Below are 19,384 nucleotides of genomic sequence, written 5' to 3' on the forward strand. Positions count from 1 at the left end.
GAGGCTTCATGGTGCGAACACGCCTGGTCACGACCGCGGTCGTCGTCCTCGCCGCGCCGGTGCTCGTCGCCCTGCCGGGCTCCCCGGCGTCGGCGGCCCCGGTCAAGGCGCCTGCGGCGTCCAGTGCGAGCAAGACGTCCGACACGCGGCACATGACGCGGACCCAGTTCACGTTGGACGGCAAGCTGGTCGACACGTCGAAGATGGCGAAGCCGGCGCAGAAGCGCTCGCTCGCCGCGGGGGAGACCCCGGAGGTCGGCACGGTCCGTCAGTGGCTGGGTTCGGACGACTACCAGGGCCGGCTGTACCGCAAGGACTACAAGCTGCGCGGGGTCGGCGAGCACATCGAGGTCTGGGTCGCGGTCGACACCTCGTTCCCGGCGGGCGACTGCCGTAACGCGGTGCCGAACACGACCACGGTCACCGACGCGCAGGTGGCGAACTTCATCCACGAGTTCGACACCAACATGTACCCGAAGGAGACCGCGGCCTTCAGCACCCCGCCGGACCGGGACGGCAGCAACGCGCTGCTCGGCCCGGACGCCAACGGCAACGGCGGCGTGTACAGCGGCGGCGGCGAGAAGACCGTCACGCTGGTCGACAACGTCCGGGACGACAACTACTACGACTTCCCGGCCAACTCGACCTACATCGCGGGCTTCTTCTCCACCCAGTTCAACGAGCTGTTCGACCGCAACGTCATGACGATCGACGCGTACGACTGGGAGCACCGCACCGGTGCCAACCCCGCCGACGCGCCGTCCAGCGACGTCTGCACCAGCCGCCCGGCGCGCCCGACACTCTACGAGGGCACGTTCGCGCACGAGTGGCAGCACCTGCTGCTGTCCTACGTCGACCCGAACGAGACGACCTGGATGAACGAGGGTCTGTCCGACTTCGCGCAGACGCTCACCGGGTACGTCGACGGCACCAAGACGGTCTACGACAAGGGCGGCGACAGCCACCTGTACTGCTTCCAGGGCTACGGCCCGGTGCAGACACCCTTCAACCCCAACCCCCGTGACTGCGGTGGTTCCCAGAACTCGCTCAACCTCTGGGGTGAGGGCGGCAGCGGCGCCGGTGTGCTCGCCGACTACGGCAACGCATACCAGCTGATGCTGTACCTCTACGACCACTACGGTCAGGACATCATCGAGAAGCTGCACCGCGACGCGAGCCTGCAGGGTCTCAAGAGCCTCGACGCCGCGGTGAAGGCCGAGGGCGCCAAGGACGTCTACACGGTGCTGCACGACTACCAGTCGTCGGTGCTGCTGGACAAGCTCCTGGACGACTCGCGCTGGAGCCTCGTGCTCGGCGCCGACAAGTCCAAGGTCACGTCGAAGAGCGTCCGCTCCTCGGTGAACCTGGCGAACACCCAGAGCTACAGCGTGCCCGGAGCGGCGCCCAACGGCGCCGACTACGTGCTGCTGCAGAAGAACGGCACGGCCATCAAGGGCAAGGACCTGCGGTCCCTGAAGTTCTCGGGCGCGGCCCAGCTGCCGGCGATCCCGCTGGCCTGGACGCTCGTCAACAACGACCCCGACCGGCCGGGCAACTCGGTGCTGTTCTCGGGCAACGCCAACAACACCGACAACACCGCGGTCATCCCGGTGACGGTCCCCGCCTCCAACGCGACGCTGACCTTCCTCGCGAAGTACGGCGCCGAGCTCGGCTACGACTACGGCTACGTCGTGGTCTCCACCGACGGTGGCACGACCTACACCGCGATCCCCGGTGACCGGACCGTCGACGCGCCGCTCGGGCCGGGCCTGAACGGCACGACGACCGGCTTCGAGCCGCACAGCTTCGACCTGTCCGCGTACGCGGGCCAGTCGATCCTGCTCGGCATCCGCTACGTCAGTGACGGTGGTGTCAACGAGGGCGGCCTGCTCGTCGACGACATCAAGCTCGGCGGCACCACGCTGAGCGACGGCTCCAGCCTGGCGCCGTTCAAGTCGCCGACGGAGATCACCCCGGTCAAGGTCAAGAACTGGCACGTGAAGCTCGTCGGCATCGACGAGGGCAACCACTTCGCGTGGCAGTTCGAGTTCACCGGCAAGAACAGCATCCAGCTCAACTGGATCCAGCTGGCGCTGCTGTCGCTGTTCCCGAAGGTCGTGGCGGTCGTCGCCTACGACGAGCCGACGGAGCAGGTCCAGCAGTACGCGCCGTACACCCTCACGGTGAACGGCACGCTCCAGCCGGGCGGCAGTTCCTGACGCCTGCATAAGGCGCCTTCGTAAGAAGACGGGCACCCCTTCCTCCGGAGGGGGTGCCCGTCCCTTTGCGCGGAGCTACCAGCCCACGGCCACCAGCAGCCACTGCGGGTTGCCGTGCGACACGAACGACGACTGGTTCGCGTAGTCGTCGTACGGGAACCCGTACGCGAGCTTGTCGATGCCGTGGTCGTGCCAGAACTTCGCGTAGTAGTTCGCCGGCGCCGCCTGGTAGTACAGGCTCGGCGTCGACCACTGCGACTGCGGCAGCTGCCGCACGTGCCGGTTGAGCGCGGCGCAGTTGGCGGGGTCGTTGGCGAGCACCCCGGCGCAGCCGAACACGTCGGACGTCGGGGCGTTGATCCCGTACTGCGACGCGTACGCGGTGAAGTAGTTCGCGTTGACCCCACCGGCGCGGAACGTCGGGTCGCTGCCCGGCGCGATGATCCGGTACGGCGCCTGCGACTGCGCGAGGACGTCGAACTGGGCCGGCACCTCGTCGATGAACCGCTGGAACGTCGCCGCCCGGCTCTCCGCGAACGTCGCCTGGTCCTCGCCGACCTGCACGTCGTAGCCGTCACGGGCGTGCAGCCGCATCGCGAGCTTCAACCCGAACGCGTCGACCCGGGTCGTGTTGCCGTTGAAGACCGCGGCCCCGACCGTGAACTCGATGAAGTCGTAGTACTGGCTGTTCGGGCTGCCCAGGTAGAAGTACATGCGACCGGCGGAGTTGGCGGGCATGTCCAGGTAGGGCTGCTCGGCGATGCTGTGCGTCTGGCCGTTGAAGCTCCAGTACACCTGGCTGTCCGGGTACTGGCCGTTGGTGCGGTTGAGCACCTTCACCATGACGACGTTGCTCGGGTTGGGGATCGAGGAGGTGTCACCCCAGAACGACCCCGGCGGCTGCGACGTCGGCGGCTGGGAGGTCGGAGGCGTCGGGCCGCCGGTGGTGCGCACCTGCAGCTCCCACAGCGAGTAGCCGTAGGCGGTGGCCCGCGCGGTGCCGTTCATCCGCACGTACCGGGCGGAGCCGGTCACGGCGAGGGTCTGGATGCCGCCGGTGCCGGTGGTGGTGGAGTACCCCGTCGTCCAGGTGGTGCCGTTGGTGGACAGCTGGATCGTGAACGACCGCGCGTAGGCGGCCTCCCAGTTGAGCACCACCTGGCAGACCGAGACGGTCGCGCCGAGGTCGACCTGGATCCACTGCGGGTCGCTGAACGCGCTCGACCAGCGGGTGCCGGTGTTGCCGTCGACCGCCGCCGACGCGGGTGACGCGGCGTTCTCCGTCGAGGAAGCGGTGGCCGGGCGGCCCTGCGCGGCGTTGGCGCTGCCGCAGCCGGTGCCGCCGCCGGTCGTGCCGTACACCTGGAACTCCCACAGCGAGTAGCCGTAGGCGGTGGCCCGCGCGGTGCCGTTCATCCGCACGTACCGGCCGCTGCCGGACACCGCGAGGGTCTGGATGCCGCCGGTGCCGGTGGTGGTGGAGTAGACGGTCGTCCAGGTGCTGCCGTCGGTGGACAGCTGGATCGTGAACGCGCGGGCGTAGGCGGCCTCCCAGTTGAGCACGACCTGGTCGACGGCGGCGGTGGCGCCGAGGTCGACCTGGATCCACTGCGGGTCGCTGAACGCGCTCGACCAGCGGGTCCCGGTGTTGCCGTCGGTCGCGAGCGCAGCGCCCGCCGCGGCGTTCTCGGTGGAGGAGGCGGTGGTCGGGCGGCCCTGGGACAGCAGCGGGCCGGCGGCGCTCGCCTCGGAGGTGACGGTGACGGCGGCGTATCCGGCGATCAGGACCGCGACGAGCAGGCCGGCGAGGCGCCGGCCCGGCAATCTGGGCATGGTTCTGTGCATGGGTCTCTCCCTGGATGGGGGCACGGTGGACCGGCGCCGCACCACGTCGAAACACCGGGAGGGCGGGTGGCCGGTGCTGGCGGGCGTTCGGTCGTACAGCGGGAAGAGAGCGCTCTCTCGAACTCAGCGTGGTCGATCCGTCGAGGCTCGTCAAGAGGTCGCGTTTTGACCGTTGCCGATGAGGGCACGGGTTCCTGAGGGAATCCTGGGAGGTGCACCTTGTCCGACACGCAATCTGCCCCGGCTCCGACCGGCGGCGTCATCCGCAGCCTCATCCCGGCAAGGATCGACCGGCTGACCTGGGCCCCGTTCCACACCAGAATGGTGCTGGCGCTGGGCACCGCCTGGGTCCTCGACGGCCTGGAGATCACCATCGCGAGCGCCGTCGGTGCGGTGCTGAACAAGGAGGAGACCCTCGGTCTCAGCAGCACCCAGGTCGGCGCGATCGCCACCGTGTACCTGCTGGGTGAGGTCTTCGGCGCGCTGTTCTTCGGCCGCCTGTCCGACGCCCTCGGCCGCAAGAACCTGTTCATCGTCACCCTCGGCGTGTACCTCGCGGGCAACGCCCTCACCGCGCTCACCTGGGGCAACAGCACCCTGAGCCTGATCTTCCTGTACCTGACGAGATTCATCGCCGGAGCCGGCATCGGCGGCGAGTACGCCGCGATCAACTCCGCGATCGACGAGATGATGCCCGCGAAGTACCGCGGCCGCGTCGACATCGGCGTGAACGGCACCTACTGGGGCGGCGCCATCATCGGCACCCTCGGCACGTACATCCTGCTCAACCACATCTCGCTGAACATCAGCTGGCGGCTGGGCTTCCTCATCGGCCCGATCATCGGCCTGCTCATCTGGAACCTGCGCAGGCACCTCCCGGAGAGTCCCCGCTGGCTGATCATGCACGGCCGCGAGGAGGAGGCCGAGGCGAGCATCGCCTCCATCGAGGCCGACGTCGAGCGCTCCGGGCAGACCCTCGCCCCCGTCGACGAGAAGGCCGCCATCGACATCAAGCCGTCCTCGTCGCACGGCTACCTGTCGCTGATCAAGGTGCTCTTCAAGCACTACCCGTCCAGATCCGCGCTGTCGGCCACGCTGATGATCACGCAGTCGTTCCTGTACAACGCGATCTTCTTCACCTACACGCTGGTGCTGTCGAAGTTCTATGACGTCGACGCGGAGAAGACCCCGATCTACCTGATCGCCTTCGCCCTCGGCAACCTGGCCGGCCCGCTGCTGCTCGGGCACCTCTTCGACACCATCGGCCGGCGAAAGATGATCACCGGTACCTACATCCTGTCCGGCATCCTCCTGGCGATCTCGGCCTGGATGTTCGACGCGGGGCTGCTCAACGCGTTCACCCAGACCCTCGCCTGGTGCGTCATCTTCTTCTTCGCCTCGGCGGGCGCCAGCTCCGCGTACCTCACCGTCAGTGAGATCTTCCCGCTCGAGGTCCGGGCCCAGGCGATCGCGGTCTTCTTCGCCATCGCCCAGTGCTTCGGCGCGATCGGCCCGATCTTCTACGGCTGGCTGATCGGCGAGGGCGAGGACCCCGGCAAGCTCTTCATCGGCTACCTGATCGGCGCCGCGGTCATGATCATCGGTGGCGTCGTTGAATGGCTCCTCGGCGTGGACGCCGAGGGCAAGTCGCTGGAGGACGTGGCGGTGCCGCTGTCCGCGATCTCCCGCTGACCGTTTTCGGATCCCGCTCATGGTACCGTCTAGTACCATGAGCGGGACGGCGCTGCGGTGGGCGACCAAGCACGGGTTCGCGCGGATGGGGATCAGCGCCGCCGCCCGCAAGGGCGACATCCAGGCGCGGTACTTCGTCGACCCCGCCGTCCGCGAGGACCCGTATCCCTTCTACGACCGCATCCGTGAGCAGGCACCCCTGGTGCGCGGCAGCCTCATGTGGGCCACCGCCCGGCACGACGTCGCCTCCGCCGTCCTGCGCAGCGACGCGTTCGGCGTCGGCTTCAGCGACCGGCGGCTGCCCGCACCCGTCGCGCTGCTGTGGCGGCTCGGCCGGCGCACCACCCCGATCGGCCCGGTCGACCCGCCGTCGATGCTCGTCACCGACCCGCCGGACCACACCCGGTATCGGCGCCTCGTGTCGAAGGTGTTCACCGCCAGGGCCATCGAGGCGCTGCGACCCAAGATCGAGCAGACCGCCGCCGAGCTGCTCGACGGGCTGGGACCGCGCTTCGACCTCGTCGAGCAGTACGCGGCGCTGCTGCCCGTCACCGTCATCGCCGACATCCTCGGCGTGCCGCTCGACATGCGCCGGCAGTTCCTCGCGTGGGGCACCGCCGCCGCTCCGACGCTCGACCTGGGGCTGACCTTCCGGCAGTACCGGCGGACCGAGATCGGCATCCGGCGCAGCAACGCGTGGATGCGCGGCCACTTCGAACGCCTCCGCAGGCAGCCCGGCGACGACCTGCTCAGCCGGCTCGTGCACCTGGACGGCGAGCAGCTCACCGACGACGAGCTCCTCGCCACCGCCGGCCTGCTCCTCGCCGCCGGCTTCGAGACCACCGTCAACCTCCTCGGCACCGGCGCGGCGCTGCTGATGGCGCACCCCGCGCAGCTCGCGGCGCTGCGGTCCGCGCCGGACCTGTGGCGGGGCGCGGTCGAGGAGATGCTGCGGCACGACTCGCCGGTGCAGAGCACGGCACGGGTCTGCCAGCGCCCGGTCATGATCGCCGGCGTCGACCTGCGGCCGGGGCACGTGGTGGTGCCGATGCTGGGCGGGGCGAACCGTGACCCGGCGGTGTTCACCGACCCCGCCGCCTTCGACGTCACCCGGGCCAACGCCCGGGACCACCTGTCGTTCTCCGGCGGCGTGCACTACTGCCTCGGCGCCTCGCTGGCCAGGCTGGAGGGTGAGGTCGGGCTGCGGACGCTGTTCGACCGGCACCCGGACCTGGCCGTCGCCGGCGCGCCACGCCGCCGGCGGACCCGGGTGCTGCGCGGCTACGCGTCGCTGCCGGTGACCGTCTGATCCGGTTGTTTGCCCCCGCCCCCGGATGCGGCATGCTGTTGCCGTGGGCTTCGAACTCGGCACCGACGGCCCCAAGGTCATCGTCGTCGGTGTCGACGGATCCGACCCGTCGCTGCGGGCCGGCGCGTATGCCGCAGGCCTCGCCCGCCGCCAGGGCGCCCGCCTCGTCGTCGTCTACGTCGCCGGCGCCCCCACCGCGAGCCTCTTCGTCGCCGGCGCGGCGGCGGCCGTCGAACAGGCCATCACCGAGGCCACCGAGGACATGCGCCGCCAGGTCGAGGCCGGCTCGCGGCACGCCGGCATCCGCGCCGAGTTCGTCGCCGCCCGCGGCGACCCCTACTCCGAGATCATCCGCGTGGCCACGGAGCTGCGCGCCGACGCGGTGGTCGTCGGCGCCTCCTCCCGCCTCGGTCACCGCTTCGTCGGGTCCCTCGCGGTCCGCCTGGTGAAGGCCGGCAAGTGGCCCGTCACCGTCGTCCCCTGACATTGCTCAGGGTGAGAGCCTGCCGTCACAGGGTGATGGCGCTCGATGTGGCCCGCCAGGGGATACTACGATGGGTGAGGGACCGGATAGATCATTTGCATGGCTCGGCTAAGGTTGCTCAGGAAGCGGAGCGCAGCCACCGGCCGGGATGGCGTCAGCCGGTGCGCAGCGTCAGCTCGGTGATCTCACTCGGGGCGAAGATCCGGAACGGCGGGCCCCAGAAGCCGGTGCCGCGGCTCGTGTAGAGCTGGGTGCGGGCGCCGTGCCGGGTCAGGCCCTGGACCACGGGCTGGTCGAGGCGGACCAGGTAGTGGAAGGGCCACATCTGGCCGCCGTGGGTGTGGCCGGACAGCTGCAGGTCGATGCCGTGCGTGACGGCGTCGTCGACCTGCTTCGGCTGGTGGGCGAGCAGCAGCACGGGCAGGTCGGGGTCGGCGCCGGCCAGTGCGGTGGCGTGGTCGGCGCGGTGGCCCTGCAGGCCGGTGCCCGCGGCGGTCCGGTCGTCGACGCCGGCGACGACGAGGCGGTCGCCGCCGCGCTCCACGACCAGGTGGCGGTTGTGCAGCGCCTCCCAGCCGAGGTCGCCCATCCGCTGCAGCCAGCCCTCGGCCTCGCCGTAGTACTCGTGGTTGCCGGTGACGTACACGCGGGCGTAGCGGGCCCGCACGTCGCCGAGCGGGGCGGACTGGGCGGTGCGCTGGGCGACGGTGCCGTCGGCGATGTCGCCGGTGTGCGCGACGATGTCGGCGTCGAGGGTGTTGACGACCTCGGTGACGCCCTTCGACCAGCGGGCCCTGTCGATCGGGCCGTAGTGGGTGTCGGTGAGCAGGACGACCTTCAGCCCGTCGAGGCCGGCGCCGAGCCGGGGGATCTTGACCTCGACGCGGCGGACCCGCGGGATCCGCATCGCCTCGGCGAAGCCCCACAGCAGCAGGCCGGTCGCCAGGACGAAGGTGAACGCGGCGACGATCCTGGAGCGCAGCGGGTCGGCGACGCCGCCGGCGATCAGGCCGAGGCGCAGCACGTCGCCGGCGACCGCCCACACGAACAGCTGCCACACGACGCCGAGCGTGGTGTCGGCGATCCGGGACGGCCCGTCCAGGTGCCGGCGGCCGTGGCCGAGCATCATCAGCACCGGGAACGCGACGGCGGCTCCGGCGAAGACGACCGTCCCGCCGATCTGGACGCCCACGGGCCACGCGTTGCCCGACAGCACCAGTGACCACCACGGCACACCGAAGAGCAGGGCGAGCACGGTGGTGAGTGTCAACGCGAACACGACGGGGCGCAGCAGCGACCGGCGCCGCTCGACAGGGACCGCTTCAGTGGTAGCCACACTTCAGCATGGCACGCAGTGCCAGCGGTCGGCGAAGCTGAACCTGTGATGCTCCTCAGCCGCAGGGTCAGTGATACTTGCGGGCTGAATTGTCCCGGTTCGCCGCGCCCGGCGTGTCCCCCCAGTGGCGGCGCAGCAGCTCCATCTCGTGCCGGCGCTGCTCTGTGACGTCGCGCATGGTGATGACCATGCCGCGGACCAGGCGGTCGTCGCGCAGGTCCCGGAAGTGGACCTCGACCAGGACCCGGGTGCCGTCGGGGCGGCGCAGGCTCCACGTGTCGCGGGTGCCGTCGCGGTCGCTGGTCAGGGCCAGGCCGAGGGTCGCGTCGACCTGCGCCCGGTCGCCGGGGGAGACGATCTCCCGCAGCGTGGCGAACGGGGTCGGCCAGATGCCGAGCAGGTCGGTCACCGAGGGGCTGGTGTAGCGGATCCGCTCGTCGTCGTCGAGGACGAGCACGACGTCGTTGGTGTGCTCGGCGACGGCGCGCAGGTAGTCGTCGCTGTCCCGGCGGCTGGCCGCCTCGGTGAGCGCGATGCGGGCCAGGGCCAGGGCGGCCTGCCCGGCGAGGACGGTGACGGCGTCCTGGACGGTGCGCAGGTCCCGGCGCTCCGCGGCGATGTACAGCACGGCGGCGTCGAGCGGGCAGACCAGGACGTCGCCGAACTCGCGCAGCCGGTCGTGCCACAGCGGTGGGGTCGCGCTCACCGGCACGATCCGCGGCGCCGACAGCTCGTTGAGCGGCAGGAGGTCGGTGAGGCTCGAGTCGACGACGATGATGTGCGGCGTGTCCGTGGGCAGCAGCTCGCGGACGGCGGTCCGCACCGCGACGGCGACCGCGCCGGCGTCGGTGACGCTGACCAGGACGGTGCCGGCGTGCCGGAGGGTCCGCTCGCGGCGCAGCCCTTCGGCGTGGTGCCGCACGGCGTCGTTGAGCCTGGTGACCAGCAGCGCGAGCGTGATGCCGGACACCGCGGCGATGACGGGACCGTCCTGCACGGGACCGGTCATCGCCTGCACCAGCAGGACCAGCGGCGCGAAGGCGACGGCGGCCAGCAGCCACGGCATGCCGAGCCCGCGGTCCGGCGTGTCCGTGGCCGCCGGGGTGGACGGGGGAGCGGTGAGCCTGGCCATCGACGGCAGCAGCGCCGCCGCGCCCCAGGTCACGTACAGCACGACATAGGCGAAGTCGGCGGGCCCGCCGGGATCCAGCCCGCCGCGGGACTGGGCGATGCCGTACGACACGTCGCCGGCCAGCATGCCGATGGCGCCGGTGGTGAGCAGGATCGCCGACGGGTTGCGCGGCGCGGCCCGCACGAGCCGCACGGTGACGACGAGCACGACGACGTCGCCGAGCGTGAACGCGGCCTGGATCGACCATTCGGTGCCGGTCAGGCCGCCGCCGGCGAGGCGCGGGCTGACGACGAACACCCAGCTGGCGAGCAGCGCTGCGCTGCCGAGCGCGAGCAGGTCGAGCAGGCCGGCCCGGCCGACGAGGGTCGGCGAGGCGCGGGTCAGGCCGATGAGCGCGGTCGCCACGAACGGGAACATCGCCAGGTAGCAGAGGTTGGCCAGGGACGGCGGGTCGGTGCCGGCGCCGGCGACGAGGCCGAACAGGAAGTCGCCGCCCATCATCGCGACCAGCGCGGCAGCCAGCGCCCACCACGGGCCGGAGCGCTGCGGCCGGATCCGCCGGATGCCGACCACGATCGCCGCCGCGCCGCACAGGCCGATCCCGGCCCAGGCGACGGAGTCGAGGTCGGGCGCGATGAACAGCACGCAGCCGAGCGCGGTCATCAGCGCGCCGTACACCGCGGTGATCAGGACCTGCCGTCTGCCCATCGACATCCTTACCGTATGTAGCGTCCTCTATATCACATCGTGGCGGATCAACCTAGATCCCGCAGGTCGGCGAGCAGCTGTGGCGTCACCCATTCGCGCCGGTCGCGGGCCTCTTCGCCGACCATGCCGCGGCTCGGCATCTCGGCCAGCAGCAGGGTCGAGAACTGCAGCCGGTACAGCATGAGCCGCCGCCGCTGCGCGTCGCTGAACGCGTGCGGCCCGCCGTAGTAGCCGCGCAGGACCGGGTGGTCCGGCAGCTCCTCCATCCGGCGGCCGATCGCGGTGGACACGAAGTCGTAGAGCGGGTCGCCCCAGAAGTAGCGCTCGCCGTCGACGAGCCCGGTGAGGCGGCCGCCGTCGCACAGGACGTTGCCGTCCCACAGGTCGAAGTGGACCAACGCAGGCCGGTCGACCTCGGCGAGGGCGCCGGTGTGCCGCTCGATCGTCGCGAGGAACTCCTCGTCCGTCAGCGGCAGGTGTACCGCCCAGTCACGGGCGTCGGCCAGCAGGGCGGCGGTCATGGCCGTGAACGCGGCCGGCCAGGACGGTCCGGACGCGCGCCCGTCGCCGTCGTAGCCGAAGCGCTCGCCGGTGACGCCGTGCAGGTGCCGCAGCGCCACGCCGAGCTGCTCGCGCACCGCCTCGCCGGCCGCCTCGTCGCCGAGCTCGGTGAGCGGCCGGCCGGGCAGCAGCCCGACGACCACGACGTCGTCGTCCTCGAACAGCACCGGCGGGACCGGCACGTGGCCGGTCGCGGCGCCGACCGTGCGGTAGTAGCGTGCCTCGGCCGCGATGACGCCGCGCTCGTACCGCAGCAGCGGCACCCCGGCGGGCGGCCCGACCTTCACGGCCACGTCGCGCCCGTCGGCGAGCGTCGCCCGCCAGACCGCGGCGAACGTCCCGCCGGACAGCGGTCCACAGTGGACGGTCCGCAGGCCGAACCGCTCGAGCAGCAGCGCGGCCATGTCCTGCTCGGTGTACAGGCGCTGGGTGGGACTGACGGCGTTCGGCACACCGACACTCTAGGTGAGCCGCGGCCTCCCCCGCGCACCCTCGATCAACATAGGCGTTGATCATTGCATCTGTTAAATCCTGTATTGACAGACATTGGGGGTAGTGCAGACGACCTTGCAGGCCATAGCGTGCACGAAACGCCTGACTCAATGGGGAGGCCAAGTGAGGAAAAGGCTAGCGAGTGTCGCCGTCGCCGGATTGGTGGGTGCGGCGCTCGTGGCTCTGCCGCAGAGTCCCGCCGCGGCGGCGCCGTCCAAGGAGCTGAGCGACGGCATCAAACGCCAGCTCGCCGCCGGCGTCCAGGTCGTGCCGAAGCAGCAGTCGACGCTGAAGGCACCGCAGAACGCCGTCAACCCCTACACCGCCCTGCTGCCGGACATCAGCAAGGTCGACAAGTACTACTGGTCCGAGGTGGCCAAGCAGCAGGCCGCCGCGCGCGCCAACCTCAAGAAGAACTCCCTCGCCGCCGCCGCGACCACCCCGCTGATCCACGACGAGGCCGAGCCCCGCGGCACGTTCGGCTCCAACGACAGCCACGCCACCGCCGAGCTGATCAAGGGCTTCGGCACCGGCAAGAAGGTCAACAACCGGGCGCGGGTGCTCGGGCAGCTGTCGCCGGAGACGGTCGGCCTGTCCACGGTCTCCGCCCCGGCCGAGGACAACGGCGCCATCCCGATCGCCTCCGACGTGCTGCTCGGCGCGGGCCGCAAGGGCGTGGCGACCAGCGGCGACATCGGTGACGGCCCGCACGGCAGCGCCGGCGACGACACCGGCGACTTCGACTTCATCAAGGTCACCGCGACGGCCGGGCAGCAGCTGCTGGCGGGCACGGACACGCCCAGCGGGCCGCTCGACACGGTCATCGGCCTGTACGACGCCGCCGGGGTGCTGGTCGGCACCGACGACGACGGCGGGCCGGGGCTGGACAGCCTGCTGGACTTCACGTTCACCACGTCCGGCACCTACTACCTGATGGTCGCCGGCTTCGGCACCGGCACGGTGTTCCCCGCCGACCCGTTCGACTCCGGCAGCGGGCTCGGGTCGGGCAGTGAGGGCCCGTACCTGCTCAACGCCACGCTCGCCTTCCCCGACCGGGACCTCTACGCCGTCGACCTGGCCGCCGGTGACGTCCTCGGCGCGTCGGTGACCGGGGTCGGCACGCGGCTCACCGTCCGCGACCCGTCCGGGCGCATCGTGTTCGGCTCCGAGCAGGACGCCAGCTTCATCTACGCGCCGAGCTCGCCGCTGCCCGGCGGCGGCAACGCCGTCGTGTCGCAGGTCGCCGCGACCACCGGCCGGTTCACCCTCGAGGTCGGCGGCTCCGCCGGTCTGTACGACATCACCGTCGAGGCCTACCGTCCCGGCCCCGAGGCGCAGGACAACGGCACCGTCCAGACGCTGTACCTGGACTTCGACGGCGCCCGGATCAACACCGCCATCTTCGGCGGCCCCGGGGTGCGCACCCTGTCGCCGCTCGCCGGGTTCCTCGGCAAGTGGGGCCTCACCGCCGCCGACGAGAACAAGGTGATCAACGAGGTCATCGCGTCGGTGAAGGAGAGCATCGTCACCGACATGAAGGACCGCGGCACCGACCCGCGCTTCGGGCTGAAGATCCTCAACAGCCGCGACGACCCGGACCCGTTCGGCCAGCCGAACGTGCACCGCATCGTCGTCGGCGGCACGATCGCGGAGTCGGGCATCGACACGATCGGCATCGCCCAGTTCATCGACCCGGGCAACTACGCGAACGAGGACAGCGCCATCGTCCTGCTCGACGTGCTCAGCAACCCGAGCGGGGCGGCGTCGCTCAACACGTACATCACCCCGGCCAGCAACAAGATCAAGTTCATCGGCCGGGCGCTGGGCAACGTCGTCACCCACGAGGCGGGCCACCTCTACGGCAACTTCCACACCGACCCGCTGAACAGCACCCCCAGCCTGATGGACGCCGGCGGCGCGTTCCCCGGCCTCTTCGGGGTCGGCCCGGACAACGTCGGCGGCACCGCGGACGACGTCGACTACGACTTCGGCGACGACGAGTTCTTCCCCGACGAGGGTCTCGTCGGCATCGAGGACACGCTGAACACCGCGGCCTGGGGCCTCACCAAGGGCAAGGCCAAGTGAGGCGTTAGGTAGCTCACCAACCGGAAGATCCGCGTCCACGGTGGGGTTTCCCCCATCGTGGACGCGGACGTTCTGGTGATCGGCGCCGGGCAGGCAGGCCTGTCGGCGGCGTATCACCTGCGCCGGCTCGGCCTCGACCACGTCGTCCTCGACGCGGACGCCACGCCGGGCGGAGCGTGGCAGCACCGGTCGCCGTCGCTCGGGGTGGGGGAGCTGCACCGCATCTTCGACCTGCCGGGCCTGCCGTTCACGCCGCCGGCCACCGGGACGGCCGCGTCGGTGGTCGCGACCTACTTCGCCGCGTACGAGCGGCACTTCGACCTCGACGTGCGCCGCCCCGTGCGGGTGCTGTCCGTCGCGCCCGGCTTCGCCGACGCCGGCTTCGCTGTCGCCACCGACGCCGGCTTCGCTGTCGCCGCCGACGCCGGCTTCGTCGTCGCCACCGACGCTGGGGAGTGGCGTGCGCGGGCGATCGTCAACGCGACCGGCACGTGGACCCGGCCGTACATCCCGTACTACCCGGGCGCCTCGGACTTCGCCGGGCGGCAGCTGCACTACGCGGACTACCGCGGCCCGTCGGAGTTCGCCGGCCTGCGGGTCATCGTCGTCGGCGGCGGCAACTCCGCCGTCCACGTGCTGTCGGAGCTGCCCGGCGTGGCCGCCTCGGTCCGCTGGGTGACCCGCCGCCCGCCGGTCTTCCACGACGGCGAGTTCACCGAGGACCACGGCCGCGCCGTCATCGCCGAGGTCACCTCCCGGGTCACGGCCGGCCTGCCACCGGCGAGCGTCGTGAGCGTGACCGGCCTCGGGTACACCACCCTCGTGCGGGCCGCCCTCGCCAAGGGCGCCCTGGACCGGCACCCCATGTTCGACCGTCTCGTCCCGGCCGGCGTCATGGACGGCGACACGCTCGAACCCGCCGACGTCATCATCTGGGCCACCGGCTTCCGCGCCGCCCTCACCCACCTCGCGCCGCTGCACCTGCGCGAGCCCGACGCCGGCGTCCGCATGGCCGGCACCGCCACCGTCCGCGAGCCGCTCGTCCACCTCATCGGCTACGGGCCGTCCGCCAGCACCGTCGGCGCCAACCGCGCCGGCCGCGACGCGGCCCTCTCCATCGCGCGGTCCCTGTCCCTCGCGGCGTCCCTACCGTAGCTCTCGGGCGGTTCGTGTCTCGGCTCTCGCGCGGTTCGTGTCTTGGCTCTCGCGCGGTCCTGCTTCTTGGTGACGGCGTGGCCGGGGGATCAGGGGCGTGGTGGGGCGATCGAGGAGCGGGAGCGCAGCGGCATGTCGACCAGCCGGACACCACCCGTGCGGTCCGGGTCCAGGAGCAGTTCCACGGCGAGACGGCCGAGCTCGAAGTGCGGCAGCGCGACCGACGTCAGCTGCGGCCGCAGCCACGACGCCAGGTCCGAGTCGTCGAAGGCGACCACCGACAAATCCTCCGGGATGCGCAGCCCGGCGGCGGCGACGGCCTGGTAGGCGCCCATGGCGAGCCGGTCGTTGAGACAGATCAGCGCCGTCGCGCGGGGGCCGGCGGCGAGGAACCCGCGGACTGCCTCATAGGCCGGCTCCGGCCACCACGACGCCTCGACCGTCCCCGCGACCCGGGTCCCGGCGGCCGCGAGGGTCTCGTCGATGCCCTCCCGGCGCAGCCGGGCCGCGTGCACGTGCGCCGCGGACTCACCGACGATGTGGATGCCGTCGCGGTGGCCGGCGGACAGCAGCGCCGTGGCGGCGGACCGGCCCGCGGCGAGCTCGTCGGGGACGACGGCGACCGCCCGCCGCCCGGCGGTGACGCAGTTGACGAGGACCACCGGATGCCCGCGCAGCGCCGCCGGGATGCGGATCTCCCGGGTGTACATCGCGGCGTAGAGAAACCCGTCGACGCCCCGGTCGAGCATGTCCTGCACGAGACGCTTCTCGGTCGCCGGATCGCCCTCGGTCTCACCGATGAAGATCAGATGCTGCCGCGTCAGCGCCGTGGCGGTGCTGCCACGGATGATCTCACCGGCGAACGCGTCCGTCGCGATCGTGTCCGACACCAGCCCGATCGTCTGCGTGACACTGGTCCGCAGGCTCCGCGCCGTCAGGTTGGGCCGGTAGTCGAGCTCCCGCGCGGCGCGCAGGACCCGCTGCTCGGCGTCGGCGGAGATACGCATGTCGCGGCGCCCGGTCAGCACGAACGAGGCGGTCGTGCGCGACACCCCGGCGCGCCTCGCGACATCGAGGAGCGTCACCCGCCCGGCCGCCATGCCACCCCTTCCGAGGAGAGGAAAGCATCAGTTTTACCTATCGCGAGCCACTCCTGACGCACCAGCCCACGCACGGCGCCCGTTCGATGACGCTGAATGCGTTTAGCTGCACGGGCAGGTACCCGGCACCCTCCGACCCGCCCGTGAGACCGGTCACACAACGGCGCGACGGGCCCGAACGACAAGCAGTTGCGCCTGCCGAACGGATGCGGGCTTCCTTGCGGTGGGCACGAATCCACAGCCCCTCTTCCGATGTCCGGACGGTCGACTCATCCGCGACCGGAACCGCCCGTCGGCCGTCGCTGACATCCCGGCCGTGGCATGGCCGCCGGGTTCACCCCGACCATCGCCGGGTCTGCGGTGACCACGACCCGGCGGCCGACCACGGACGGGTGCACTGAGAAGTCATCGGCTTCCGACCGCACGGAACGACCACGCGACAGCCGGTCCGGCAACCGTCACCCGGCCGCCGGCTGGTCCGCCACGATCGCGGCCCGCTATCGGGTCACGGCTATCGGGGCTGTGATCGTCGGTCCGCGCTTCCGGCCTTGCCGCCGCCTTCCGGTGACAGGCACCCTCTCCGGCGGCATCCAGCGGCGCGGTCGGGACCCCGGGCCGCCGTTTGCCGTCCCGCTCAAGTCGGCGGCCTGTCTTCACCGGCCCCGACGGAGGCCAACCTCCCGGCCTGCCCTCTCGATGATGCGTGTGCTCGACCGGCACCTGCCCAACTGCGTTGTCGGGCTGCGCTCATCACGGCGTGCATGTCGTGGTGCATCTGTCGCGGGTGCGTCCGCGGCGCCGATGATGTCGCGGACGTTGGTCGCGCCGTTGCCGTCGCCGTCGCCGCCGTCGCCGTTGCCGTTGCCGCCGCCGTCGCCTCGCCGCCGTCACCGTCGTCGTTGGCGGCATCGGCGAGCGAGGTCACGTGGCGGCCACCGCAGGTCGCGTGGCGGGCCAGGCCGGGTCCGTCCTCACCCATCCGTCGCCCGTCGCCGCCTCCGCCGCCGCCCGTCGCCTCGCCGTCGTTGCCGCCTCCGCCGCCGCCCGTCGCCTCGCCGTCGTTGCCGTTGCCGTCGTTGCCGTTGCCGTCGCCGTCGTTGCCGTGTCGTTGGCGGCATCGGCGAGCGAGGTCACGTGGCGGCCATCGCAGGTCGCGTGGCGGGCCCGGCCGGGTCCGTCCTCACCCAGTGGCCGAGGCCGAGTCCGGCGGTGAAATACGAGGCGAACCCGGGCCTGGCCCGCACCTGGCGCCGGCGTGTGGTCGGGTTCCGTCGTCCACTCGTCGCTGCGGGGGCCGGCCGGGCTCCTCACCGGACGGGGTGTCCCCGCGGGCACGGTCGCGGGGAGCATGTGGGGCGCGGGCGGGGGAGGACCTCAGATGGCCGTGTTGCCGTTGTTCTTGAGGGAGCGGGTGACCATCTTCGGCAGCCTGATGTAGCACCGGGCGTTGTGGTTGCCGGCCTTCCACTCGGGTTCGCCGACGGCGAGCGGCCAGAAGCCGTACGCCACCTTGGCTCTGGCCAGGACGCTGTCCGTGGAGCCGGTGTACGAGCGGATCTTGTTCAGGCAGCTCGTGCTCCACGCGGCCGTGCGGGTCTTCACGTCGGTCGGGAAGACGGCGCTCGCGGAGGGCACGTTGCCGACGAACTCGACGTCGTGCGGTGCGGTGCAGGCCTTCGGGTCCACGTCGGTCCAGCTCGCGCCGGACTCGATCCTGGTCCCGCAGCCGAGGAGCATGTCGCCGCCGGGCTGCAGGGCGTCCTTCATCGTCTCGGTGCGCGGGTCGAGGAGCCCGCGCTCCGATCGCAGCGCGGCGACGTCGCAGCGGAAGAACCGCGCGCCGCCCTTCCACTGGCGGCTGGTCGGTGCGTAGACCAGCATCCGCAGCCGGCCGACCTGCCAGGACCCGCCGAGGAACTTGGTGAGCTCCGCGTCGCACTCCGCATAGGTGTCGGCCAGGTCGGCCAGGTCCGGCGCCTGGTCGGCGTCGGCGAGCGGGCCCGTGAAGTGCCCGACGTGCACCGTCTCGACGACGTGGCTGAGCTCGCACGGCGTCTGCGTCACGGACAGCGACGTGGCGATGAGGGTGACCACGTTGCCGGCCTGGGTCGTCCAGCAGTCGCCGGCCCGCGGCTCGGCGACCTTGGCCTCGCTCATCATCGCCCACTCGTCGACGAGGTCCCTGTCGACGCCGGCGGGCACCTTCACGCAGCCGGTCGCCGTGGCGAGCACCAGCGCCAGCACGGCCACCATCCGAAAACGCACCACGTCCCTGCCTCCCCGCGACCGCGCGCGGACGCAGCATGCCAGCAGTTGATCATCGTGGCAAGGGCCGTGATCAGACCGCCTTGCTGCCGTTGCCCTTCAGTGACCGGCTGATCTTCTTCGGCAGCATCACGAAGCAGTGGGCGTTGTGGTTGCCGGCATTCCACTCCTCGGCGCTGGACGCGACCCGGGGATACCAGTACTGCGCCTTGGCGCTCGCGAGCGCGTTGATGCCGCCGCCGGTGAAGGATCGGATCTTGTCGACGCACGCGGTGTCGAAGGCGGCCTTCGCGGCGGTCTTGTCCGCCGGCCAGGTGCCGGACTTCGAGGTGATGAGGCCCATGAACTCCGCGTCGTGCGGCGCGGTGCAGGCCGCCGGCGTCATCTCGGTCCACTTGTCGATGCCGCCGTCCATGACCGCGCACCCGTGCAACCGGTCGCCGCCGGCCTGCAGGCTGCCCTGCAGCGACGCCGTGCGGTCCTCGATGGCGCCCGAAATGCCCGTGAGCGAGGCGACGTCGCACCGGTAGAACCTCGCGCCGCCGCGCCACTGGGTCGCCGTCGGCGGATACACGAGCATCCGCGCCCGGCCGAGCTGCCAGGACCCGCCGAGGAACTTCGTGACCTCGGCGTCGCAGGCGGCATAGACGTCGGCCATCTTGCCGAGCATCGGCGGCAGGTCGCCGTCGGCCGCGGCGCCGGTGAAGTGCCCGACGAGCACGGTCTCGATGCTGTGCCGGTCGGTGCACGCCACCGCCGTCGTGGCGATGGGCACCATCACGATCTTCTCGACGTCACCTGCCGAGCTGGTCCAGCAGTCGCCGGCCTTGGGCTCGGGCACCTTGGCCTCGGCCATCATGGCCCAGCCGTTGACGAGGTCCTTGTCGACCCCCGAGGGCACGCTCTTCGTGCACCCCACCGCCGTCACCAGCGTCAACGCCAGGACAGCCACCATCCGGAACCGCATCACGTTTTGCCTCCCCCGCGAACGTGCGCGAGGG

Annotated in this window: 13 protein-coding genes; 6 read left to right on the forward strand and 7 right to left on the reverse strand. The window is 71.4% G+C overall.

The window, feature by feature from the left end; translation table 11 throughout:
- Window positions 1–8 precede the first annotated feature (8 nt).
- Window positions 9–2,219, forward strand: a complete 2,211-nt coding sequence (locus ACZ6TV_RS46680; protein WP_465306566.1) for a peptidase M6 immune inhibitor A — start codon at window positions 9–11, stop codon at window positions 2,217–2,219.
- Between the two features lie 75 nt (window positions 2,220–2,294).
- Here ACZ6TV_RS46680 and ACZ6TV_RS46685 read toward each other — a convergent pair whose 3' ends face one another.
- Complete coding sequence (locus ACZ6TV_RS46685) at window positions 2,295–4,064, reverse strand: galactose-binding domain-containing protein (protein ID WP_465306568.1); 1,770 nt, start codon at window positions 4,062–4,064, stop codon at window positions 2,295–2,297.
- Window positions 4,065–4,283: 219 nt separating this feature from the next.
- On the opposite strand from ACZ6TV_RS46685, the gene ACZ6TV_RS46690 reads away from it, so the two are divergent.
- From ACZ6TV_RS46690 to ACZ6TV_RS46700, 3 genes are read left to right on the forward strand one after another with little or no spacing between them, the layout of a single operon-like run.
- Window positions 4,284–5,756: an MFS transporter gene (locus tag ACZ6TV_RS46690; protein ID WP_465306570.1), complete on the forward strand. Its 1,473-nt coding sequence runs from the start codon at window positions 4,284–4,286 to the stop codon at window positions 5,754–5,756.
- A 37-nt stretch (window positions 5,757–5,793) separates the two neighbouring features.
- Window positions 5,794–7,065 carry a cytochrome P450 gene (locus ACZ6TV_RS46695; RefSeq protein ID WP_465306572.1) on the forward strand — a complete coding sequence of 424 codons (1,272 nt, stop codon included), beginning with the start codon at window positions 5,794–5,796 and terminating at the stop codon, window positions 7,063–7,065.
- A 43-nt stretch (window positions 7,066–7,108) separates the two neighbouring features.
- Window positions 7,109–7,549: a universal stress protein gene (locus ACZ6TV_RS46700; protein ID WP_465306574.1), complete on the forward strand. Its 441-nt coding sequence runs from the start codon at window positions 7,109–7,111 to the stop codon at window positions 7,547–7,549.
- Between the two features lie 154 nt (window positions 7,550–7,703).
- On the opposite strand, the gene ACZ6TV_RS46705 is transcribed toward ACZ6TV_RS46700, so the two are convergent.
- The 3 genes from ACZ6TV_RS46705 to ACZ6TV_RS46715 form a co-directional block, all read right to left on the reverse strand.
- Window positions 7,704–8,885, reverse strand: a complete 1,182-nt coding sequence (locus tag ACZ6TV_RS46705; RefSeq protein WP_465306576.1) for a metallophosphoesterase — start codon at window positions 8,883–8,885, stop codon at window positions 7,704–7,706.
- A 67-nt stretch (window positions 8,886–8,952) separates the two neighbouring features.
- Window positions 8,953–10,725, reverse strand: coding sequence for a PAS domain-containing protein (locus ACZ6TV_RS46710; RefSeq protein ID WP_465306578.1), 1,773 nt, complete (start codon window positions 10,723–10,725; stop codon window positions 8,953–8,955).
- Window positions 10,726–10,772: 47 nt separating this feature from the next.
- Window positions 10,773–11,738: a phosphotransferase family protein gene (locus tag ACZ6TV_RS46715; protein WP_465306580.1), complete on the reverse strand. Its 966-nt coding sequence runs from the start codon at window positions 11,736–11,738 to the stop codon at window positions 10,773–10,775.
- 217 nt (window positions 11,739–11,955) lie between these two features.
- Here ACZ6TV_RS46715 and ACZ6TV_RS46720 point away from each other — a divergent pair, with 217 nt between their 5' ends.
- Both ACZ6TV_RS46720 and ACZ6TV_RS46725 read left to right on the forward strand, forming a co-directional pair.
- Window positions 11,956–13,863 carry a PPC domain-containing protein gene (locus tag ACZ6TV_RS46720; RefSeq protein WP_465306582.1) on the forward strand — a complete coding sequence of 636 codons (1,908 nt, stop codon included), beginning with the start codon at window positions 11,956–11,958 and terminating at the stop codon, window positions 13,861–13,863.
- Window positions 13,864–13,890: 27 nt separating this feature from the next.
- Window positions 13,891–15,018: an FAD-dependent oxidoreductase gene (locus tag ACZ6TV_RS46725; RefSeq protein WP_465306691.1), complete on the forward strand. Its 1,128-nt coding sequence runs from the start codon at window positions 13,891–13,893 to the stop codon at window positions 15,016–15,018.
- A gap of 89 nt (window positions 15,019–15,107) precedes the next feature.
- On the opposite strand, the gene ACZ6TV_RS46730 is transcribed toward ACZ6TV_RS46725, so the two are convergent.
- The 3 genes from ACZ6TV_RS46730 to ACZ6TV_RS46740 form a co-directional block, all read right to left on the reverse strand.
- The gene (locus ACZ6TV_RS46730; protein ID WP_465306584.1) at window positions 15,108–16,103 is read right to left on the reverse strand and encodes a LacI family DNA-binding transcriptional regulator; all 996 of its coding nucleotides are present in this window, start codon (window positions 16,101–16,103) and stop codon (window positions 15,108–15,110) included.
- 1,389 nt (window positions 16,104–17,492) lie between these two features.
- A complete protein-coding gene (locus tag ACZ6TV_RS46735) occupies window positions 17,493–18,386 on the reverse strand; it encodes a septum formation family protein (RefSeq protein ID WP_465306586.1) in 894 nt (297 codons plus the stop codon).
- A gap of 70 nt (window positions 18,387–18,456) precedes the next feature.
- Window positions 18,457–19,350 carry a septum formation family protein gene (locus tag ACZ6TV_RS46740; RefSeq protein ID WP_465306693.1) on the reverse strand — a complete coding sequence of 298 codons (894 nt, stop codon included), beginning with the start codon at window positions 19,348–19,350 and terminating at the stop codon, window positions 18,457–18,459.
- Between the last annotated feature and the right edge of the window lie 34 nt (window positions 19,351–19,384).

The sequence above is a fragment of the Dactylosporangium sp. NPDC051087 genome (assembly GCF_055586325.1).